The 20044-nt window shown below is 39.0% G+C and carries 16 protein-coding genes and 2 tRNA genes; 4 read left to right on the top strand and 14 right to left on the bottom strand.

The window, feature by feature from the left end; genetic code table 11:
- Window positions 1-904: 904 nt before the first annotated feature.
- Entirely contained in the window at window positions 905-3304 is a 2400-nt protein-coding gene (locus tag HJP15_RS09430; RefSeq protein WP_170173597.1) for a TonB-dependent receptor, read from the top strand.
- Between the two features lie 555 nt (window positions 3305-3859).
- Here HJP15_RS09430 and HJP15_RS09425 read toward each other — a convergent pair.
- From HJP15_RS09425 to HJP15_RS09410, 4 genes are read right to left on the bottom strand one after another with little or no spacing between them, the layout of a single operon-like run.
- The gene (locus tag HJP15_RS09425; protein WP_170173596.1) at window positions 3860-4717 is read right to left on the bottom strand and encodes a nuclear transport factor 2 family protein; all 858 of its coding nucleotides are present in this window, start codon (window positions 4715-4717) and stop codon (window positions 3860-3862) included.
- On the bottom strand, window positions 4714-5814 hold the full coding sequence (locus HJP15_RS09420; RefSeq protein ID WP_170173595.1) for a nuclear transport factor 2 family protein: 1101 nt from the start codon (window positions 5812-5814) through the stop codon (window positions 4714-4716). Before HJP15_RS09420 ends, HJP15_RS09425 begins: the two co-directional genes overlap by 4 nt.
- Before the next feature lie 9 nt (window positions 5815-5823).
- Window positions 5824-6789 (bottom strand): ester cyclase, encoded by a 966-nt coding sequence (locus tag HJP15_RS09415; RefSeq protein ID WP_169326328.1) that lies wholly within the window; start codon window positions 6787-6789, stop codon window positions 5824-5826.
- A 9-nt stretch (window positions 6790-6798) separates the two neighbouring features.
- Window positions 6799-8409, bottom strand: coding sequence for a sodium:solute symporter family transporter (locus HJP15_RS09410; RefSeq protein ID WP_169326329.1), 1611 nt, complete (start codon window positions 8407-8409; stop codon window positions 6799-6801).
- A gap of 237 nt (window positions 8410-8646) precedes the next feature.
- On the opposite strand from HJP15_RS09410, the gene HJP15_RS09405 reads away from it, so the two are divergent.
- Window positions 8647-9660 (top strand): nuclear transport factor 2 family protein, encoded by a 1014-nt coding sequence (locus HJP15_RS09405; protein WP_170173594.1) that lies wholly within the window; start codon window positions 8647-8649, stop codon window positions 9658-9660.
- A gap of 270 nt (window positions 9661-9930) precedes the next feature.
- On the opposite strand, the gene HJP15_RS09400 is transcribed toward HJP15_RS09405, so the two are convergent.
- The 5 genes from HJP15_RS09400 to hisD are packed head-to-tail and all read right to left on the bottom strand — an operon-like array spanning window position 9931 to window position 14719.
- Complete coding sequence (locus HJP15_RS09400; RefSeq protein ID WP_169326331.1) at window positions 9931-10953, bottom strand: ester cyclase; 1023 nt, start codon at window positions 10951-10953, stop codon at window positions 9931-9933.
- Window positions 10950-11720, bottom strand: a complete 771-nt coding sequence (locus HJP15_RS09395) for an HpcH/HpaI aldolase family protein (protein ID WP_170173593.1) — start codon at window positions 11718-11720, stop codon at window positions 10950-10952. Before HJP15_RS09395 ends, HJP15_RS09400 begins: the two co-directional genes overlap by 4 nt.
- Entirely contained in the window at window positions 11717-12418 is a 702-nt protein-coding gene (locus HJP15_RS09390) for an alpha/beta fold hydrolase (RefSeq protein ID WP_169326333.1), read from the bottom strand. The genes HJP15_RS09395 and HJP15_RS09390 overlap by 4 nt, the downstream gene beginning before the upstream one ends.
- Before the next feature lie 14 nt (window positions 12419-12432).
- Window positions 12433-13440, bottom strand: a complete 1008-nt coding sequence (locus HJP15_RS09385; RefSeq protein WP_169326334.1) for a LacI family DNA-binding transcriptional regulator — start codon at window positions 13438-13440, stop codon at window positions 12433-12435.
- Between the two features lie 4 nt (window positions 13441-13444).
- A complete protein-coding gene (gene hisD / locus HJP15_RS09380; protein ID WP_169326335.1) occupies window positions 13445-14719 on the bottom strand; it encodes a histidinol dehydrogenase in 1275 nt (424 codons plus the stop codon).
- 128 nt (window positions 14720-14847) lie between these two features.
- On the opposite strand from hisD, the gene HJP15_RS09375 reads away from it, so the two are divergent.
- Both HJP15_RS09375 and HJP15_RS09370 read left to right on the top strand, forming a co-directional pair.
- Complete coding sequence (locus tag HJP15_RS09375; RefSeq protein WP_170173592.1) at window positions 14848-15588, top strand: SDR family NAD(P)-dependent oxidoreductase; 741 nt, start codon at window positions 14848-14850, stop codon at window positions 15586-15588.
- 17 nt (window positions 15589-15605) lie between these two features.
- Window positions 15606-16604 carry a cupin domain-containing protein gene (locus HJP15_RS09370; RefSeq protein WP_170173591.1) on the top strand — a complete coding sequence of 333 codons (999 nt, stop codon included), beginning with the start codon at window positions 15606-15608 and terminating at the stop codon, window positions 16602-16604.
- Window positions 16605-17102: 498 nt separating this feature from the next.
- Here HJP15_RS09370 and HJP15_RS09365 read toward each other — a convergent pair.
- From HJP15_RS09365 to HJP15_RS09345, 5 genes are all read right to left on the bottom strand, one after another.
- Window positions 17103-17179, bottom strand: a tRNA-Val gene (locus HJP15_RS09365).
- Window positions 17170-17445, bottom strand: coding sequence for a hypothetical protein (locus HJP15_RS09360; RefSeq protein ID WP_170173590.1), 276 nt, complete (start codon window positions 17443-17445; stop codon window positions 17170-17172). The genes HJP15_RS09365 and HJP15_RS09360 overlap by 10 nt, the downstream gene beginning before the upstream one ends.
- Window positions 17419-17495, bottom strand: a tRNA-Val gene (locus HJP15_RS09355). The genes HJP15_RS09360 and HJP15_RS09355 overlap by 27 nt, the downstream gene beginning before the upstream one ends.
- Before the next feature lie 111 nt (window positions 17496-17606).
- The gene (locus tag HJP15_RS09350; RefSeq protein ID WP_064435467.1) at window positions 17607-18677 is read right to left on the bottom strand and encodes a DUF3080 family protein; all 1071 of its coding nucleotides are present in this window, start codon (window positions 18675-18677) and stop codon (window positions 17607-17609) included.
- Window positions 18655-20010: an MATE family efflux transporter gene (locus tag HJP15_RS09345; protein ID WP_170173589.1), complete on the bottom strand. Its 1356-nt coding sequence runs from the start codon at window positions 20008-20010 to the stop codon at window positions 18655-18657. Before HJP15_RS09345 ends, HJP15_RS09350 begins: the two co-directional genes overlap by 23 nt.
- Window positions 20011-20044: the final 34 nt, after the last annotated feature.

Genomic DNA, 20044 nt, shown 5'->3' with positions numbered 1-20044 from the left:
AGATACACCGTGTACTAAAGCTACTAGCGGAAAATTGTAAGCGTCAATCCATTGAAAAAGAAAGTGACATTTGCCGTTTTAAAATAGGAAGTTACGCGATCAATGTTCCTTAAGAACTAAGGTATGAATAGGGACTACATATTGAAATGTGCTTTAATTGTAAAATGATTCCTTGTATTACTGTTGCCTTGGCATCGTTTATTTTTCGATGCCTCTTCTAATTAAATCATCATATTACCTGCACCCAGCCAGTAGACTCGTAAGTATTTAGCCAACGGTACATCCTCTTTTTATTTAGGAGATAATCATGGGTATTCATCACATCACTAATTTAATGCTATGAAGTGCTCAGTTATTTTATTTTGTGTACATACGACGTATGAAATACCACTCAAATATAATGTATAAAAGCAAATAGCTATGTGTACTGTCAGTGACAGCACAATAGGAAAATTAACTTTACTTCACCAACATTCGAGTAATTAAAGTAATAAGCAATTGTTTGTCTAGAGGTTATTTTCAGTACTAACAGCATTTAATCTACTGTCATAGCTCTACTACTAAAAACTTTAACTGGAGAGCGTAATGTCTATTTATATTTTAATATGAGTACACGGCTAACCCTATTAGTAAAAGTTCAGGTTAATTAACATCCACCAACTAAAATCGATTGAAATATCCATGTTTTAGATTCCGAAACCAAAAAAAATAAATCTCAATAATTTGATTTAAAAGGTTTTTAAATGTCTATTAATTCATTGTTAAATATTTTTGTTGATATGTTTGACTTCGAAGTCTATTCTGGGTGAGTACATTTCAATTGCTATATTTGTATACTATAAAAAATTGAAATGTAGGTATGGGGAGAGCTACATAAGATTTAAAGCCTGGGAGCATAAAAATAATGACAACTAAATTTACACGGACCCTCGTTCATTTCGCGGTTACTAGCGCTATTGCAGCGACAACAATGAACGTTTACGGTGCGGATCAAACATCAACAGAAACGCAGGTACAAGCTAAAGAGCCTACTATTGAGCGCATATCAGTAACAGCAAACAGGCGATCACAAGATTTACAGGAAGTATCATCATCAATTACTGCATTAGGAGAGGCTGATATTGCTCGTGCAGGTATTATTGATGTTACGGGACTTGAACAAGTCGTTCCTGGGTTACGCATGGGATCATCTGGCGGGGAAGTACGCCCAGCAATGCGCGGAGCACGCACCAACGAAGTAGGGGTTGCAGGTACAGGTATTGCAGAGCAAATAGTGGGGATATTTCAAGATGGTATTTATGTACCTACAACATCATCAGGCTTAGGAGCTCTTGTTGATGTGCAGCGTATTGAAGTGTTACGAGGACCACAAGGAACTCTATATGGCCGCAATACATTTGCAGGTAGTATAAATATTATTACCAACCAACCTGTTTTTGACGATTTACTGGGGAGTATAAAAGTTGAGACGGGTGGTTATAACCGAAGTGCCTATGAAGGTATTATAAATTTGCCGGTAAGTGACACTGTGGCAACACGTTTCGTTGTGGCATCTGATCGCCATGATGGTTACATTAATAATTTAGTTATTCCTGGCCCATCTGATGATCTGCGTGAGAAAAACCAGTTCTATGTGCGTAACGTTACTAAATGGGAGCCAAATGATGCTTTTAATGCAACAGTACGCTTTGATTATGCGAGGAAAAACTCCAATTCAGAAGCTATTTGGGGTTATCAACAAATAGCAGGTTATCAAGTAACTGAAACGTCGCCTGCCTCAGGCGTGTTCAACCCTGAACCAGTTATTACACCTGGGCATATTTATCAACCAGGTGATGCGCAACGTGACGATCTTGGTCCTTATGACGTTTATCGCAATGGCTTTTCATTAGATAAACAAGAGAGCTTTTCTACAACAGTTGCACTTGAATGGTATACGGATTTTGCTGATGTGAAATGGACAACGAACTATTCAACGCTCAATGGAAAACAGTATTACGATAACGACTATAGTGATGGCGGCCTTGATTTTGTCGGTGGGTTCGGGCGTCAAGATGATCAAAAAACATTATCTTCTGAACTTCAGTTTGCATCAAACAATGATTCCGATCTTTCGTGGATTGGTGGGCTTTATTACTTTGATCAAGAAGCTGATTGGAGTTGGTTATCCCATGCTGATACAACAGGTGATGGTATTTCAGATTCAGTGGTTGTTCCTTCATGGGGGAATCCTGATTATGATCCGCATACCGCTAAATCATTTGCGGCTTACGGGCAGTTGCGTTACCAAATTAATGATGAGCTACGTATTGTTGGTGGCCTGCGTGTAAATAAAGATGATAAAACATTTACAGGCGAAACCATACCTGATTGGGACGATTCAGCATTGTTATACAAAGCGGCAGCTGAATATGATGTAAGCAAAGACATCATGATTTATGCAAGTGTAGCAACAGGGTATCGAACAGGAGGTGCTAATGACTCACGTGTTGTAGCCCGTGGTGCAGATCCTCTTTATGACAATGAAGATGTGATTTCTTACGAAATGGGTATGAAAAGCTATTTACTTGATGGGGCAATGCGTTTAAATCTTTCTGTATTTATGAATAAGTACGATGATGTAAAAGCACAGTTATTTGCTACTTCATGCAACGACACAACAACGGGGGAAACTGTTCTAGAGTGCGTGTCTGCTGGCAGTGCTACTACGTTTGAGTATTATGAAAATGGTGGCGATATTGAAACTAAAGGCCTTGAAGCAGACATTCAATGGATACCTATTGATAATTTAACGCTGACAGGCACGCTGTCATTACTTGATAGCGAGTTTGCGGATGGTTTTGCTGTTGGTAATGAGCAATTACGCCCATTGTTAGGGCTAGGTAATCAAGGTGGCCGCCAAGATATAAATGACAATAACAGCCAATTTAGTTTTGCAGGGTGGCGACCAGCTATGGCACCTGAATATAGTATGGGGCTTTCTGCTCGTTACGAATTTAGTTTAGGTGGTGAGTCGTACTTAGTGCCATATATTCAAATGAATTACTTAGATGATTATTACGCATTTGATACGAATATACCTGAAGTGCAAGTAGATGCGCATTTAATGGCTGACGCCCGCTTAACATGGTACATAAACGACAATGTACAAGTAGAAGCCTATGTTAAAAATATAGGTGACAAAGCAATACTAACACGTGGCGTAGTTCATTCAAAAATTGTAGATGCTCTGCCTGCAAACTCAGTTCAGGCGAATTGGAATAATCCACGGACTTGGGGAATGAGCGTAAAATATCAGTTTTAAATTACTCAGAATATAATCATTAACTCAATATTAGCCAGCTATTACTTAGCTGGCATTTTGCATATGGGTCCATGGTTATAATGAAAAGCATCGCATTATATGTGTTAAGTGTCCCTAAGCAGAAAGTGTACTATTTAACTCTGGCTAAGAGATTTATTAACAGATTAATTTACGGTCTGAATGTCAGGCAAGTTACTTTTAATTAACCATCTTTTATAACCACATGGATGTAGATAGATAGCGGGCGTGATCAATATGTTTAGGCCACTAGGTAAAATGTCACGTAGCGATTAATCCCCCTAGGAAGAACCCTTTGGGCAGCGCATATTTGGCATTTATACTGCGTTATCGCCTATTTATGGGAGCAACCACACGACATAGGCGCTGCCTTGCCTAAATACCAAATAGACTGCTGCAAAATCAATCACGAAAGGTCAACACGCCCTAGGTTAACAGATCTTAGTTTTTAAAGTCATTTTATTGAATAATAGAAATTTTACTTAGTAGATGAAAAGAGGCAAGAATGCGCTCACAGAGCGCACAAAGTGAAAAGAGTTAAAGATCAAACTGCTGATTTAAGGCTAAGGTGTCAAATTGCATCACTTCACTGGATATTTGATTATCGGTGATGCAAATAATACTGAGCATCTGTTGACGAACACGAATGTGTTTTGTATTAAAAGTTCCATCCAATGTCCAACACACCACAGCTTGATTAAGGTGTGCATCAAACTGAACTGTTTCTAGCTGTGCATAGCGTCTACTTAGTGTTTGTGATAGCGCGAGATGATGATCAAACAGTGCATTTTTAGATTGTATTTCGTTATTACCTGCAAGCACAACCGTTGCATTTTTAGTGTACAGGTCTTCAAAGTTAGCTAGGTGATTCTTTTGCCAAATTTGCCACCATGTATCTAATACTTGAGCTGTTAGGCTTGTTAGTGAACAAATAGCACTAGGGATCGCGTGGAAGGTGGTTGGATGAAGTTGATTATCTAAATCGCTCACTACGATAGGATCACTTTTCGGTAACTTTGGGATCACTGTAGTATTGTTTATAACGCTCTCGCTACTGTATACATTGCTAGCAAGTAACAGGGTATCAATTACGCATTTTACAGACTTGATAAATGTACCGTTGTGCTTTATTACAAATGATAAGCGTACTGGGTTTTGCAGCTTTTTAGGCTGTAAAACGAGTTGTAAGGTTTCAAGTTCGCCGCCCTTATTATGGGTTTTACTGAGTAGTTCTGATACCCCATATTGCGCTAAAAAGCAGAGCCAAAGAGGGTGTGCTTGTAGTGAGCCCATGGCTGTAAAGTGATGTTGTTGCCAGCGGCTACTGCGCAGTAGTTTATTGCTTATTGTTTGAATATCCGCTTTTGTATATAAATCGATAATTGCATTGATCATGCATTTACCTCCTGATTCTGGCTATGTAGTAACTGCGTTTTAAATAAGTTTGTGTATAAGGCTATCTCATCAAAAACGGTCACCTCTTCAATGATCTTTTCGTTTTTGATACGTAAGTGTGATGCGCCTAAAAGAAAGTAAGGAAGATTTTTCAGCTTATTTAATTCACTACTTTGTGGATTAAAATGTCCAGCGAGTGACCAGCGTATAGCAATATCGTCGCCATCATTTTCAAATGGTGTAATAGCCAGATGATCAATCGTTAATTTTGCGTCAGGACAATTGGCAAAAAACTGTATAAATGTGCCATTCATTTGCGCAAGACCCCTGGCCATTCTGCCACTAGGCCATTGTTGTGTGGCATTTAAGCTATAAAACTCGTGTATTTTTGAAAATTGTTTTTGATTAAATAAAGTGTCGAGCCAGTTATGAGCAAAAGCTGCATGATCTCCTTTTAAAATAGGGGTGCTTGAAGTGCGGTGCTCAATTGCTTGTACACGAAAAAACTCATCTTCAAGCCATTGCATATGCTTTTCTGTACTTGGTATTTTGGCCATGTGTTTGGCTACATCGATAATATTTAAGCCAAGTTGCTTAACCAAAAAACCGTTATCGCGTACGAGCCACTCTTTCACAATTTGATTTTTATAACAGACGCAGTCAGCAATTGTTGTGACGCGACCTGTTTTATTTGTAGCAGGGCCAAATTCTGAGTTGCCAGTATTTGTCATTACACTACTAATCAAGTGCGATGAATAGTAGTGATCATTTTCTTCTTGTGAAAAAATGACATTTTCGCCAATTAGGCTCCTATCAGGGAATGCGGCAATGGTTTTAAGTGTGCCTTGAATAACATCTTCAATGTTTTCGCTGTATCCGCCAAGAGTAAAAACAGGACATATATCAGCGTAATAGCGATAGCATAATCCAATGTTTTTTTGCTCCCAAATACGATGCGTTATCCGTAATATATAATCAACAATATCAACAAATTCCTCATCAAAGCCGACAAGCGCTTGCTGCTTTTTAATTTGCGGATTTAATATACTAGATAAAGGCAGCCAGTATGGTTGGGTTATAGTGCTATTTGTGTTCATTAATACCTCTTAGTTAGCTGCAGCTATTTTATTTTTCATTTGCTCGAAAATATCAATACCCATTCCATTAAGTAAGTGAGGGATATCTATAGCCACCCAGTTTTCTTTTAAAACGCCGTTCTCGCAACGCCAAAAATCCATAACACGCGGGAAAAGCTTATTTCCTGATGCAGGCAAACCTAACCAGTCATTACCTGTGTGCGTACCATACATATGCGGCCAGCCGCCAGTAGCAACGAAGTTATTGTGGCTGATCAAACACAATGTTTTATTAATCCCACGATCAGGAAAGGCTTTCAAAAAGGGCGCTTGGTGATGCTCTCTGAAACCGCTAATTCCCCGTGTTGTCCCTATCGCTGCAGGACCATACCAAATGAAATCTGGGTGCCAATATTTTTCAAGGTTAATACTGTATAAATCTTTCCCGTCATATCGGCCAAGTTCGCTAAGCATATCAATCACAAGTTGTTGATTGGTATTGCTTAGTTCACTGTCTTTAGACGATTTTAGAACGCCATCAAGGGTCGAAGGTGGCATAATTAAACCGCTATACCCCAAGCTAGGTCGAAGTGGATTAACACCAACTTGATTCATTACATCTATTAAGTCTAAAAAAGTAAAAACATTTACAATTTGGTTGTTCTCAAGTTGAGCCATTTCGCTATAGCGAATAAAAATACTTTTGCCACTAGGAGGAATGCCGCAAAGTGGTTTTACAAATGTGCCGGTAAAATAACCCGTAGCACATACCCACTGCTGCTTGTTATATTCGCCTTGGATAGAAATAAATGGTTTTCGCTCAATATCAGGTAATGAGTTTTTAAGCACACCAAAGTAGTTATTTATAACATTTTTTTTTGAAGTAATAGGTGTAAATGGGTGGCTTACTTGCCACTGAACGTTATCAGCTAATAGCGCTTGATTTTGCAATTGTGCTGCACTGAAATTTTCAAAAAGTTGTTCTAAAATATTCATTTTTTCACCTTATACAAAATATTCAAATAACATTAGAGACGTGAAGGTCAATACAAAAAAACCAAGAAGCCAATAATTAATTGAATCGAACTTACCTGGGACTAAATACCAGCCATTTTCTTTCTCGGGGCGCTTTTCGTCTTTAAACACTTTTAGTTGACCTTTAATTGTGTACTCATTGTATTCCTGTTGAAAACCATCAATAGCGATACTTAAAGCTATGCTAAATACCACACAAGTGAGAGCACCAATTGCGCAGTACCAAGGCCATGCTATATCGGTATACAATGCACATAATGCGACAGTTACAAATGAGATCAAAGTGCCAATGAGTAGACCTTTTTCGGTTGCATGTTTAGAGAAAAAACCTAAAGCAAACATGCCAAGCTGAGCACCCACAAAATAAGAACCCACTTTAGTTAGAATTTCTAAAATTGAGCCTTCACTATAAAGATGGTACATAATTGCAGGCACAATGATGATGATTGCCCAACCAAGAGTGAATAAGCGAGTAGCCCCCAAGTAATGCGCATCATTTTTATCGGGGGCAAAGTATTTTTTGTAAAAATCGATAGTACTAATAGTCGAAAGTGAATTAAGCGCAGAGTCTAGGCTGGACATAGATGCAGCCATAACTGCAGCAGCTATAATTCCCATTAATCCAGGGAGGCCGTAATCCGCTGCAAACTGTAAAATAATGAGGTTGTCATTTTCAAATGTACGCCCACCATAGTAGCTATAAAACAACACACCCATAAAGATAAAAAATAAGTAAATAAAGAACGCAATAAAACCCATTAGTAAATACGACTTTTTGGCATCACCAATGTTTTTAGCTGCAAGAGTACGCTGCACCATCATTTGATTAGTGCCGTAAACGGTGATGTGATAAAGCGACATAGCCAATACCCCAGACCAAACCGTGGTAACTTGCGTAAAGTCGAATGAGAAATTAAGCGGGTCTAGTTTACCTTGTGTTTTTAGCTCACTAAGCGTTGAGCTAAATGAGCCATCCATCGATGTTATTAATGCATACATAATAATGCCGGCACCTATAAATAATATGGCGGATTGAATAACGTCAGTCCATATGACCGCCGTTATCCCTCCTAGCATGGTGTAAACTAGCGCAATGATAGTCACTAAAAATATGGCTGTAACTACGTTTATATCTACGATAAAAGCGAGGACTAAAGAGGTTGCATATAGCACAGCTGCTGAGCCCATTGTTTGTGAGATGAGCCAAATAGTAGAAATTAATATACGCGCCTTTTTACCAAATCGTCTTTCTTGGTATTCATAAATAGAGGCCACGCCAGCATTATAAAAAAATGGAAAAAATAAACATACAACGGCAACAATCACAAGAGGGTAGTTTAAATGTATTGCAATAACAGACAGGCCTTCTTTGTAGGCCCATGCAGGTGCACCTAAAAATGTCAGCGCACTGACATAAGTTGCTACCACAGATATACCGATAGCCCACCAAGGTGTTGTTTTTCTGCCAATATAAAAATCATTGGCACTACTTACTTTCTTACTTATTACAAACCCCAGTACTAGGTTTGCAAAAATGTAGCCTATGAGAATGCTCCAATTTAACACTCCAAAATCATTCATAATTAATCCTGTTAGATTAGGTATTACGGGCTGAATAGCCTATTTATACTTTTTATTTTGAATCATCATGAATCACTTTGACTTCGAAGTCAATTGTCATTAGTATTATTTTAAACCAATATATAACTCACTATTAACAGGCTTTTCATTACTTTTGAAATAACATACATTCTGAGAATAGGTATTTATTTTAGTTCAAGAGTATAAATTTGACTGCGCAAACATTAAGGCAACATCATGATAGACACAATTAATAATAAGCAATTTATTCGTCAATTTCATGCCGCACTGGAAAAAACACAAGGTAATGATTTAAATGATTTATTTAATAATTATATGGCTGATGACTACCGTTTCAAAGGCGTTCATCCTTTTAACGAACTAGACAATATTAATGGAGTAATTGAGCAAGTTTGGCAGCCTTTATTTCATTCTTTTAAAGCATTGCAACGCCGCGAAGATATTTTTATTGCAGGACAAAGCGAAGCCGATGGTGGTGAATGGGTGATGAGCATGGGGCATTTTATGGGGCTATTTGATCGTGATTGGCTCGGTATTGCACCTTCTCATAAACTAGTGACAATTCGCTACGCCGAATTTAACTGCGTTAAAGACGGTAAAATTATTCAAACTGGGTTTTTTGTTGATATTATAGGCGTAATGCTGCAGGTAGGTTTAAATCCATTACCGCTCTCTACAGGGCAATATTTTACCTATCCTGGGCCGCGCACTCATGACGGAGTACGTTTAGGCGCCGGTAGCGAAGAACAAAGCACACGGACAATGAACTTGGTTAATCAGATGATTGATAACCTTACTGCATTAAATCAAAGTGGTGTAAATAGTTGTCCCCCAGAAGTACTTGCTAAAACATGGGATAAAAATATGGTTTGGTATGGCCCAGCAGGGATTGGCGCAACGTACACAATTGAGCGATACCAGCAACAGCATATGTATCCTTTCAGAGAAGGGTTAACCGGTAAAGTATTTAATGGCCATACTTGCCGCTTTGCAGAAGATGAATATGCATGTTTTTTTGGTTGGCCTAATTTAACAAATACGGCAATCGGTGGTTTTTTAGGGTTGCCAGGAGCAAATACACCAGCAGATATGCGCGTTGTTGATGTGTATCATCGTGAAGGTGATAAGCTGGTGGAAAACTGGGTAATTATTGATTTACCTTACTGGTTAAAACAACAAGGTTTAGATATTTTGCAACGCACACAAAGTATCGCTAATCCATATATGTAATACCGAACGACTTAAATATTTAATCATTACCGCGGGCTAAATAAAGCGCTAACTGCGTTAGTCATTTATTATGTACTACTGCATGCATGAAGGAGGTAAAGCAATGCAGGAGTAATTGGCGAGAACAACGGCATGCCAAAATATCAACCTTGTTATCACTGTATTTATTTGTTGCTATAAATGGTTAGTAATTTAACACGGTTGGTATAATTAGACTGAAATAGAAACGCTGTAACTTACAGCGTTTTTTAGATGTGAACAGTCAATAGATTAAGGCGCAAAGTTTAAATAACGGGCTTTAGCGAGTTCTTTCATACGAGCGAATACATTTACATTAATTTGATGGTAAACATCAAGTATATCTATTAACACCCAGTTTTCACGAATAAGGTTGTTCTCTATGCGCCAAAAATCAAGGCTACGCATTGTTATTTTTTGATTGGCCGGTGCGATACCTAACCAGCCATCATGGCTAATAGTCATATTCATTCCTGGCCACGCAGTAAAACCAACGTAGTTTGAGTCGCCAAATAAATAGCCTTTACTTGCGTCACCAATTCGATTGGGGAGAGCATTTAAAAATGGGATTTGATGCCAATTTCTAAAGCCTTTAATACCGCGAGCAGTGCCTATTGTGCTTGGTCCATACCAGCTACAGTGAGGATGCCAAAACTGTTCAAGTTTCATTGCAGGTATACCGCCTTGAGCATAAAAGCCGAGGTGATGACACATATTGCCAACGACATTCAAGCTTCGCGTTGCTTGCGCTAGATTGTAAGGGGTGTTGATAAGTCCATCTTGCGTTGCAGGTCCTGGCACATGCCACTCTTTACCTAAACTTGGCGAAAGCGGCCAAACGTTAGCTTGAATCATAACTTCAGGAATATCCCAAATGACTTGAGTCTCGACTACTTTGTTATTTTTTATACGGTAAAATTCATGAAAACGCATACTGACTTGATGGCCTGTAGGAGGGATACCTAACCACGATTTTTCAAATGATCCGGTATAGTATCCGCAGCAACCAACCCAATCAGATTCGTTCAAAGAGCTACCTGCCATAACGATAGTGTCGCGACGTTCTAGTCCTATAAATGCATCGGCAAGTGGTGTATACACTTGCTCAATTAGTGCGTTTGGGTTTGCTAAGGTTTCGAACGGGTGGCAAAGTTGTATTAAAGCATCTTCTGCAAATAGATTGGTGACTTTTGTTTTTAGAGTATTTATATCAAAGTTATAAAGCGAGTCTGTAAATTCTTTAATTAGTTCTTTATTTTTATTATGAGTGCTCATGATTTTGTTATGCCTATTGTCTCTTCAAATTGACTACGTAATTGCTTAGCACCACTCAATAAAAAGCTGTGATCAGAGCCTAATAAATAAAAGCTTACACCAAGTGATTGCCAATGATTTAGCTCACTTAGGTTACCAACAAACATACCGCAACATTTATTATGCCTTGCTGCGGCATTTGCTATTTTAGTCACTGCGTCAATAACTGCAGAGGCGCTTGGGTTGGTTTCTCCCAGTGAAATAGTTAAGTCCATTCTGCCAATAAAAATACAATCAATTTCACTTATTTGACAAATAGCATTGATATTATCAAGAGCATCGGCATCTTCTATTTGCGCGATAATGCAGGTGGATGACTTGTTAGCTGCTAAGTTATCAGTTAACGCATGCGTGGTGTAACCGGCAAAGCGACTTGAGCCTGCGTAGCCCCTGCCGTTATTACCATAAAAGCAGTTTTTAATAATAGCGTTAGCTTGTTCAGGTGATTTAATATGAGGTAAAACTAGGCCATCAGCACCTATATCTAAGCCACTAAGTAAAGTAGCGTGATCGGTGTTGTTAACGCGAATAAGAGTTGGCATATTTTTAGTGCGCGCTGCCATAATACAACTATCTAAATCCCCCCTATCAAATGGTGCATGTTCTGCATCTAAGCACAATACATCAAGATCAGAATGAGCAAGGACCTCGGTATTATGATAGTGAGTGCTTTTTATAAATGTGCCTAAAAGAAGTTGTTTATTATTTAATTTTTGCTTTAAGTTCATTGCGCTGCTCCTAACCAATCTAATAGTAAAGTATTTAGCGTGTTGCTCCTTTCAAGAGGTACAAAATGCCCACACTGACCCAATAAAATTAGGTCGCTATTCGGGCAGGCGCTATGCATCATTTTTTGTACGTCGCTAGCGCACAGTGGATCTTGTTCACCACCAATAAAAAGTAACTTTTTATCAGTTTTTTCAATCACTTTTAATGTATCTTCCCGAGTGGCAAGTGCGTGCAGTTGCGCGCTAAAAGCGTTGAGCCCTAATTCATTTGCCATGTTTAAAACTAATTGGCTATCTGTATGCTTTGACTGATAGAAATAGTGAGGTAAAAAATCTTTATTTAGTACATCAGTCAAACTGGTTTGTTGTGCTTGATGTATTTGTTTAAGTCTAATTGCGAGACGTTCTGGTTTATCAGCCAAGCAGTTACTTGATATTAAACATAGTGAATCAATTAGCTCAGGATTTGATTTTAACAGTGCAAGCGCAATAATTCCGCCCATTGAAAAACCAATTATAGGTGCGGGTTTTTCGATCAGTTCTTTGGTAAATTCAACCATTTCTGCAATCGTTTCTTGTTCAGAAATAGGAATAATATGAGGTGTATATCCAGCTGTTTGAAGTGCATTTACTTGCATTTCAAACATACGATGATTACACAGTGTACCGGGTAAGATATAAACAGGATTTTTGGCCACAAAAATGCCTTAATTTAACGTTGTTTAATAGAGTTCCCCGTAATTAATGAGCCTGTAAAAACGCGTGCCTCAGCTGCTGCTTGTGGGTTTTCAATACGTTCCATTAAAATATCAACAGCGGCTTTAGTTAGCTGTTTCATGGGTTGTTGTATTGTGGTTATTTGATAGTTATACCACGCAGCTGCGCTGATACCATCAAACCCAACCACCGACACATCATCAGGGACGCTGAGGTTTAAGTTTTGTTTTATCTCATCAATTACACCAATCGCCATTACATCATTACTACAGATTATGGCATCGGGTAGGGGGTTTGTTTTTAACCATTGCGCCAGTGAGTTTCGAGCTGATTCATAGCCGTAATCGCCGTAAATGACCGGTGTATCTTGCACCTTTAGTGCTTGTAAATAACTCTCGGCAATTTCACGACGTTCGTTAGCTACATCAGAGTCATCTGGACCGGCAATAATTAGGTACGATTTATGGTTAGAGTTATGTAATAAATCAATTAACTGTTTAATGCCTTTCTCGTGATTACAACATACAGTGTTTGCACTCGATTCAGGCACATTACGGTTATACAGCACGATAGGCGTACTATGCTTAGCAAATAAATCCAAGCTTTTACTGTCAAAATGAGCGGCTAGAGCAATAACGCCATCTACTTGGAATGTCCAAATATTTTCAAGCAGTTCGTCGAGCTCGTCAGCATGATCAAGTGTAAAGAGCAGCACTCTTTTGTTATTCAGTGCTAATTCTTTATTAAGCTCAGAGAGTACCTCAGGGTAATTTAGATTTGCTCGCGATGAAAGAATGACCGCAACCATACCTGATTGTTTGGTGATCAACATACGAGCAATGGCATTGGGGCGGTAGCCCATTTCATTAGCCGTAGCGATTACTTTTTCACGGGTTTTTTTAGACACACTAAATCCTGGCCTAAATACACGTGATACCGCTGATTGTGATACACCCGCTTCGCGGGCGACATCATATGAGGTTACTCTTTTTTGCTGTGACAATGATTTATTTCCTATATCGTCTTAAACGAATGTCTGCTTGTTCTTTGTGGCCGGCGAACCCTTCTGCAGCGCATAAACGTGAACAATACTCTCCAACAACAACCGAAGCTTCTTCTGTTACTTGTTGGAAAGTGCATGTTTTTATGAATTTTCCTACCCATAGGCCACCAGTATAACGCGCAGCCTTTCCTGTGGGTAGTGTATGATTAGTGCCAATGCATTTATCACCATATGATACATTGGTTTGTGGACCTAAAAATAATGCGCCAAAATTTTGCATGTTTTCTTTAAAGTAGTCGGTATTCTTTGTCATTATTTGTACATGCTCAAATGCAAGATTGTTTGCTACCTGGATCATTTCTTCGTAAGTATCACATACAATTACTTCACCGTGATCTTGCCATGCTTTACCTGCAATATCTGCAGTAGGTAAAATAGTAAGCTGCTTTTTCACTTCTGCCATTGTATCTATGGCGAGCTGCTCAGAGTTTGTAAGTAATATAGCTGGAGAGGTTGGGCCATGCTCTGCTTGGCCCAGCAAATCCGCTGCACATAGTTCGCCATCAACACTGTCATCAGCAATAATTAGAGTTTCGGTTGGACCTGCAAATAAATCAATACCAACTCGGCCAAATAACTGACGTTTAGCCTCGGCCACAAAAGCATTACCAGGGCCTACAATCATATCTACTGGGGCAATAGTTTGTGTACCAATAGCCATCGCAGCAATTGCTTGTACACCGCCAAGGCAATAGATTTCATCAGCCCCAGCCATATCCATCGCTACTACAATTTCTGGTGATGGTTTGCCATTAAAAGGTGGCGCCATCGCGATAACACGTTTAACTCCTGCTACTTTAGCTGTCAAAACGCTCATGTGTGCTGAGGCTAGTAGCGGGTATTTTCCGCCAGGTACGTAGCAGCCAACGCTATCCATGGGAATGTGTTTATGACCAAGTGTTACACCTGGGAGGGTTTCTACTTCAACATCCTTCATCGAATCACGCTGAATTTGAGCAAAATTACGTACTTGGCTCTGTGCCCATTTAATATCTTCAATTAATTGATGATCGAGTTGCGCATAACATGCTTTGATTTCGTCACTAGAAAGCCTGAAAGACTTCGGAGTCCAATTGTCAAACTGTATAGAATACTCACGAATTGCATTATCACCCTCAGACTCAACACGAGAAAGTATATTTTCTACTATACCTCTTACTGATTGATTTTGTTTTTCTTTTGACTCTTTTTCTTGACCTTTTTTTAAATGCTTTATCATTTTTTAATCCTTATATAGTTATTTTTTGTATGTGGTTGATGAGACTTTCTGGTTAAATAATATCTTGCATCTGGGCTTACTCTAATTAATAATGACTTCGAATGCAATATAGATTTTAGGTGAAATAAATGGGATTTGATAAAACGCTATTACTTGGTAAAACTATTTTAATAACAGGAGCGGGGAAAGGTATTGGTAAAACATGTGTGAAAAAGTGCGTTGATGCTGGTGCGTATGTCATTGCTGTTGCACGCACAAAATACGATTTAGAGGTATTAAAGCAATATGCGCCATCACAAATAGAGATTTGGCCTTTTGATATTAATAGCGATATATTTTTTGAGCATTTACGAGGGCTTACTAAATTAGATGGTCTGTTAAATAATGCTGGTATTAATCGTGTTGCCCCAATGATTGAGCAAACAGACAACAACATCGATGATGTAATTTCAATGAATATCCGCAGTGTTTACCGTATTAGCCAAGCTGCACTACCTGCATTAATAAACAGTGGCGCTGGTGCGTTGGTGAATATGTCCTCTCAAATGGGTTTTGTCGGTTCACCTAATCGCACTTTGTACTGTATGAGCAAACATGCAGTTGAAGGTCTAAGCAAAGCACTCGCTGTCGAACTAGCCCCACAAAACGTACGTGTCAATACTGTGGCCCCCACATTTGTTGAAACATCCATGACAAAGCCAATGCTTGAAAACCCTGAATTCAAAAAATTTGTGTACGACATGATCCCAATGAAAAAAATAGCTCAAACAACTGATGTGGCTAATGCATGTGTATTTTTGCTAAGCGAATTATCGGCGATGATCACAGGAACAAGTATAAAAATTGATGGCGGCTGGACCGCACAGTAATTAATTAGGAGAGAATGATGAGTTTATTTTCAGAACGTTTAGTTAGATACGATGATTTAATTCCATGCAAAAATGCGTTTATTGATACGCGTTCGCCAGGTAGCGATCAAAAAGAAAACTTTACGATAATTGGACCAGGTGTTGCTGAAAATCCGAATCAGCATATTCATATTTCTATTGCACACGGTTTTAACATAGGTGGTGCTCGCCAGCCTGCAGGGTGTTTAAATTCACAACATAGTCACCTAACTGAAGAGATTTTTGTTGTACACAGTGGTTCGTGGGCCTTTTATACAGGTGTTGATGGTAATGACGCAAAAGTAACTTTAAATGAAGGTGACATTATTTCGATCCCAATGGATATTTTTAGAGGGTTTGAAAACGTTGGTGATGGCATCGGTTATTTATATGCGGTGTTGGGCAGTGATGATCCTGGTAGAGTGCTTTGGGCACCACAAGTTTTTGATATGGCAAAAGAGTTTGGTCTTATTTTATTAGAAAATGGCAGTTTGGTAGACACAACCTTAAATGAAAAAATCCCAGATAGTGTTCAACCAATGGCTAAAACAACTCCAGAACAAATTGCACAGCATAGAGTTATAACTGATGACGACCTTGCAAAAACAGTCATAAGAACATCTGAATTTAACTGGTGTAAAAACTCTTATTTGAGCCAATTTGAGGGGGTATTTGAAGCGCCTTTAGTGGGGAAACTTAATGCTGAATCCCTAATTAAAGCACAGCTCAATTGGAGTCATGGTTTTAATATTTCAGCATTAAAATTAATGCCTAATTCAAGTATTCCTTTGCATCAACGATTTGAAGAAGAGGTCATATTTGTTCAGCAAGGAAGTCTAAAAGTTGATCTAGTAAGTGAACAAATTATCCTAAACAAAGGGGATACTTTTTCAGTGCCCATCAATCAACTTAGAAAGTATAGCCATGAAAGTGGTGATGAATGCATCGTATATATAACCAGGCGAAATGATATCCCCAAAAACCCTAGCTTTAAATAATTGAGGAATATGACCACGGTTTTCAAAATTAGACACTGAAGTGGGTTCTAATTACCGTTCCTAATGCAGGGCCGTTAAGGGTGGGGAGTGCTTTTTCTTTTTAGAGTTTTAACATTTAGAATTGGTACGACCGAGTGGATTCGAACCACCGACACTTGGACCGAGTGATTAAGGGTTGGGAGTGCTTTTTCTTTTTAGAGTTTTAATATTTAGAATTGGTACGACTGAGTGGATTCGAACCACCGACCCTTGGACCGGGTGATCAAGAGTAGGGAGTGCTTTTTCTTTTTAGAGTTTTAATATTTAGAATTGGTACGACTGAGTGGATTCGAAACACCGGCCCTTGGATCGGGTGCTCAAGAGTAGGGAGTGCTTTTTCTTTTTAGAGTTTTAATATTTAGAATTGGTACGACCGAGTGGATTCGGACCACCGACCCTTGGACTGGGTGATTAAGAGTAGGGAATGCTTTTTCTTTTTAGAGTTTTAATATTTAGAATTGGTACGACTGAGTGGATTCGAACCACCGACCCCTACCATGTCAAGGTAGTGCTCTAACCAACTGAGCTACAGTCGTACAATTTTTTGAATTGCTTTACGTAAATTTGGTACGACCGAGTGAATTCTAGCTACTGACCCTTGGACTGGGTGTTCAAGAGTAGGTAGTGCTTTTTCTTTCGATTGTACTTTTATTTTATATTCACATAAATTTGGTACGACCGAGTGAATTCGAGCTACTAACCCTTGGACCGGGTGATCAAGAGTAGGGAGTGCTTTTTCTTTCGATTGTACTTTTATTTTAAATTCACTTAAATTTGGTACGACCGAGTGGATTCGAACCACCGACCCCTACCATGTCAAGGTAGTGCTCTAACCAACTGAGCTACGGTCGTATCATAAATTTAAGTTGTGTTAATTGCTTAACAACGGTCGCTAATATATAGCGTGTGCTTTAGTGAATCAAGCGGGAAACGTGTTTTTTAGTTCGTTTGCCGTTTTTTTACTCATATTGGGCTGATTTCACACGTTTTATAAAAATTTTGCCACCAAAATACATGGCTTTTAGCTGAATCCTTAAATGCTATGAGTAAATTACTAGGCTGGCTTGGGCTTAACAGGGCTGCTATTTGCGGTTGCATGCTTGTAGAGTTTAGCCAAAGGGCTTGGTATAGCGGCATTAAACGCTCTAACGCTCCTGATAGTTGTGCTTGGTAAGGTTGTAATTGCGCTAAGTAATATTTTTTGAATATGTTACTCACGATCTGCGCTTGGCGTTTATTCTTCAGTGGATTACATAGCATGGTTAGATCAACGTTTGCCAAATAGTCACTGGTACTATTATTTAACTGTGTTTGCTGACGTACGGCGCTTATCAGGGCTTGATTAAAGTTATATTGGTGCAATTGTGACAAAAGTGGGTAGAGCGCTTGGGTATCTATCTGTGCATATTGCTGTTGCTTAATTTGCTGTTTCAACGTTGCTAACTGATTTAGTGCAGCTTCAGTCTCGGTAAGGCCAGCTAGGTTAGTATCTAATGTATAACTGGTGAGTTGCCATGTCCGTTTTAATTCTGGATCGTTATAAAGCAATTGATTGAACTGCACTACTAACTGCTGCTTTTTATTATTTAACTCTCCTTTGATTGCAAGATAACTTTTTGAGCTAGGTTCTAGCTTCTCTAAACAAGCGGGTGCGAGTTGAATAAATTGAATTTGATAGATTAATTGACTGGCAGGCGTTGCAAGTTTACCCAATTGACTATTACGTTCAGCAATGAGGGTATTTAGTTTGCAATGAGAAAGCTGTGCCAGTTGTAATAGACTTAATTGCTGGGTTGTTAGCGCTTCTTGCTCATAATGAATAGGCGTTAACACTATATTGTTGAGTTCGGGAGCCTGACTTAGCGGTTGTTCTAATGTATTGGCTAGGCGTTGTTGGTATTGTAGATAAACATCGCTGGGCTTATCTGTGCAGGCACTGAGTAATAAGCAGCTTAACAATGTAAATAAGTAACCAAACAGCCAAGTTTGGTTACTGTGCTGATTATCTGTTTTAAGCGTTTTTAAGTGGCTCATGTTTGAATCTATTCGCAACGGTTAGCATTAATAAAATGGCGGCAACACTTAAGCCTACAATAATACCAATCCAAAAACCATGTGGGCCCATAGCTGGCACAATTAAATCTGTGCGTGCTAAAACGTAACCTAGAGCAAAGCCAACTAACCAATACGAAATAAATGTAATGTATGAGATAGGGGTGGTGTGTTTTAGGCCTCGTAATATGCCATTGGCGGCTACTTGTAGCGCATCGGGTAGCTGGTATATACACGCTAAAACCATGATTGAGGTGGCTAATGCAATTACACGGGCATCATCTGTGTATAAGTGGCTAATGATATCGCGGCCAAAAAATGTAAGAGTAGCAAGGAGTATGGCAATCATCACGGCTAAAATGTAGCTTGTGGAGATTGCTTTTTTGAGCTGTTCATAATGATGTTGCCCATATAAATTACCAATGCGAATACTGATAGCGATAGATAAACTCAAGGGCATCATGAATAAGAGTGTTGTTACACTTGCTGCAATTTGATGCCCCGCCACGGCGACAGCGCCTAAATGAGCTATAAATAATGGAATACAGGCAAATAAAGTAACTTCAAAAAAAGTAGCCAGTGATATCGGAATTCCCACCTTTGTAATCGTCCACATGGTAGTGAATTGTGGTTTTTGAAAGTTAGCCAGCAGTGTTTTAGCATCTACTTTTTTACTTAGTTGGCAGTAAATTACTTGTGCAATAGCCATGGCCGTAAACACGAGAGCCGTGGCTATCCCGCAACCAGCACCACCTAAAGCGGGCATGCCAAACTTGCCATGAATAAAAATATAATTGGCAGGTATGTTGATCGCAAGGCCAATAAGGCTGATATAAAAAGCGGGCTTAGTCATGCCCATTCCTTCGGTAATATTACGATAGACACTAAAAAATAAAAAACCGAATACTCCCCACTTAACAAAGTGAATATAGTCATTTGCCATGGTAGCAATAGCTGCACTTGTATCAAGTTTGAAGATAATAATATCGGCAAAATAAGCAATGGAGATACCCACTATGCTTAATACACCCGCAAGGTATAAACCTTGCTGAAAATAATGGCTAATACCGTTTTTATCATTGGCGCCACTAAACTGGGCAACAATACCTGTTAGAGCTAAAAGTATTCCCTGGAGCGCGAGCATGGCCGGATTCCAAATGCCGGTTGCAATTGATAATGCAGCAAGATCAGTTGGACTAACTTGTCCTGCCATGATGGTGTCAACCACTGACATTAAAACGAGCGTTACTTGTGCTAAAAATACTGGGATCGCAAGAGATATAAGGCGTTTAGCTTCCCAATTACAAAAAGTCATATTACATGCAAAATAAGATAAAGTGGTCTACAAG

The organism is Pseudoalteromonas sp. NEC-BIFX-2020_002, from assembly GCF_013002825.1.
In the GTDB taxonomy this organism is placed as follows: Bacteria; Pseudomonadota; Gammaproteobacteria; order Enterobacterales; family Alteromonadaceae; genus Pseudoalteromonas; species Pseudoalteromonas neustonica.
This window is presented reverse-complemented; position numbering and strand designations above follow the sequence as displayed.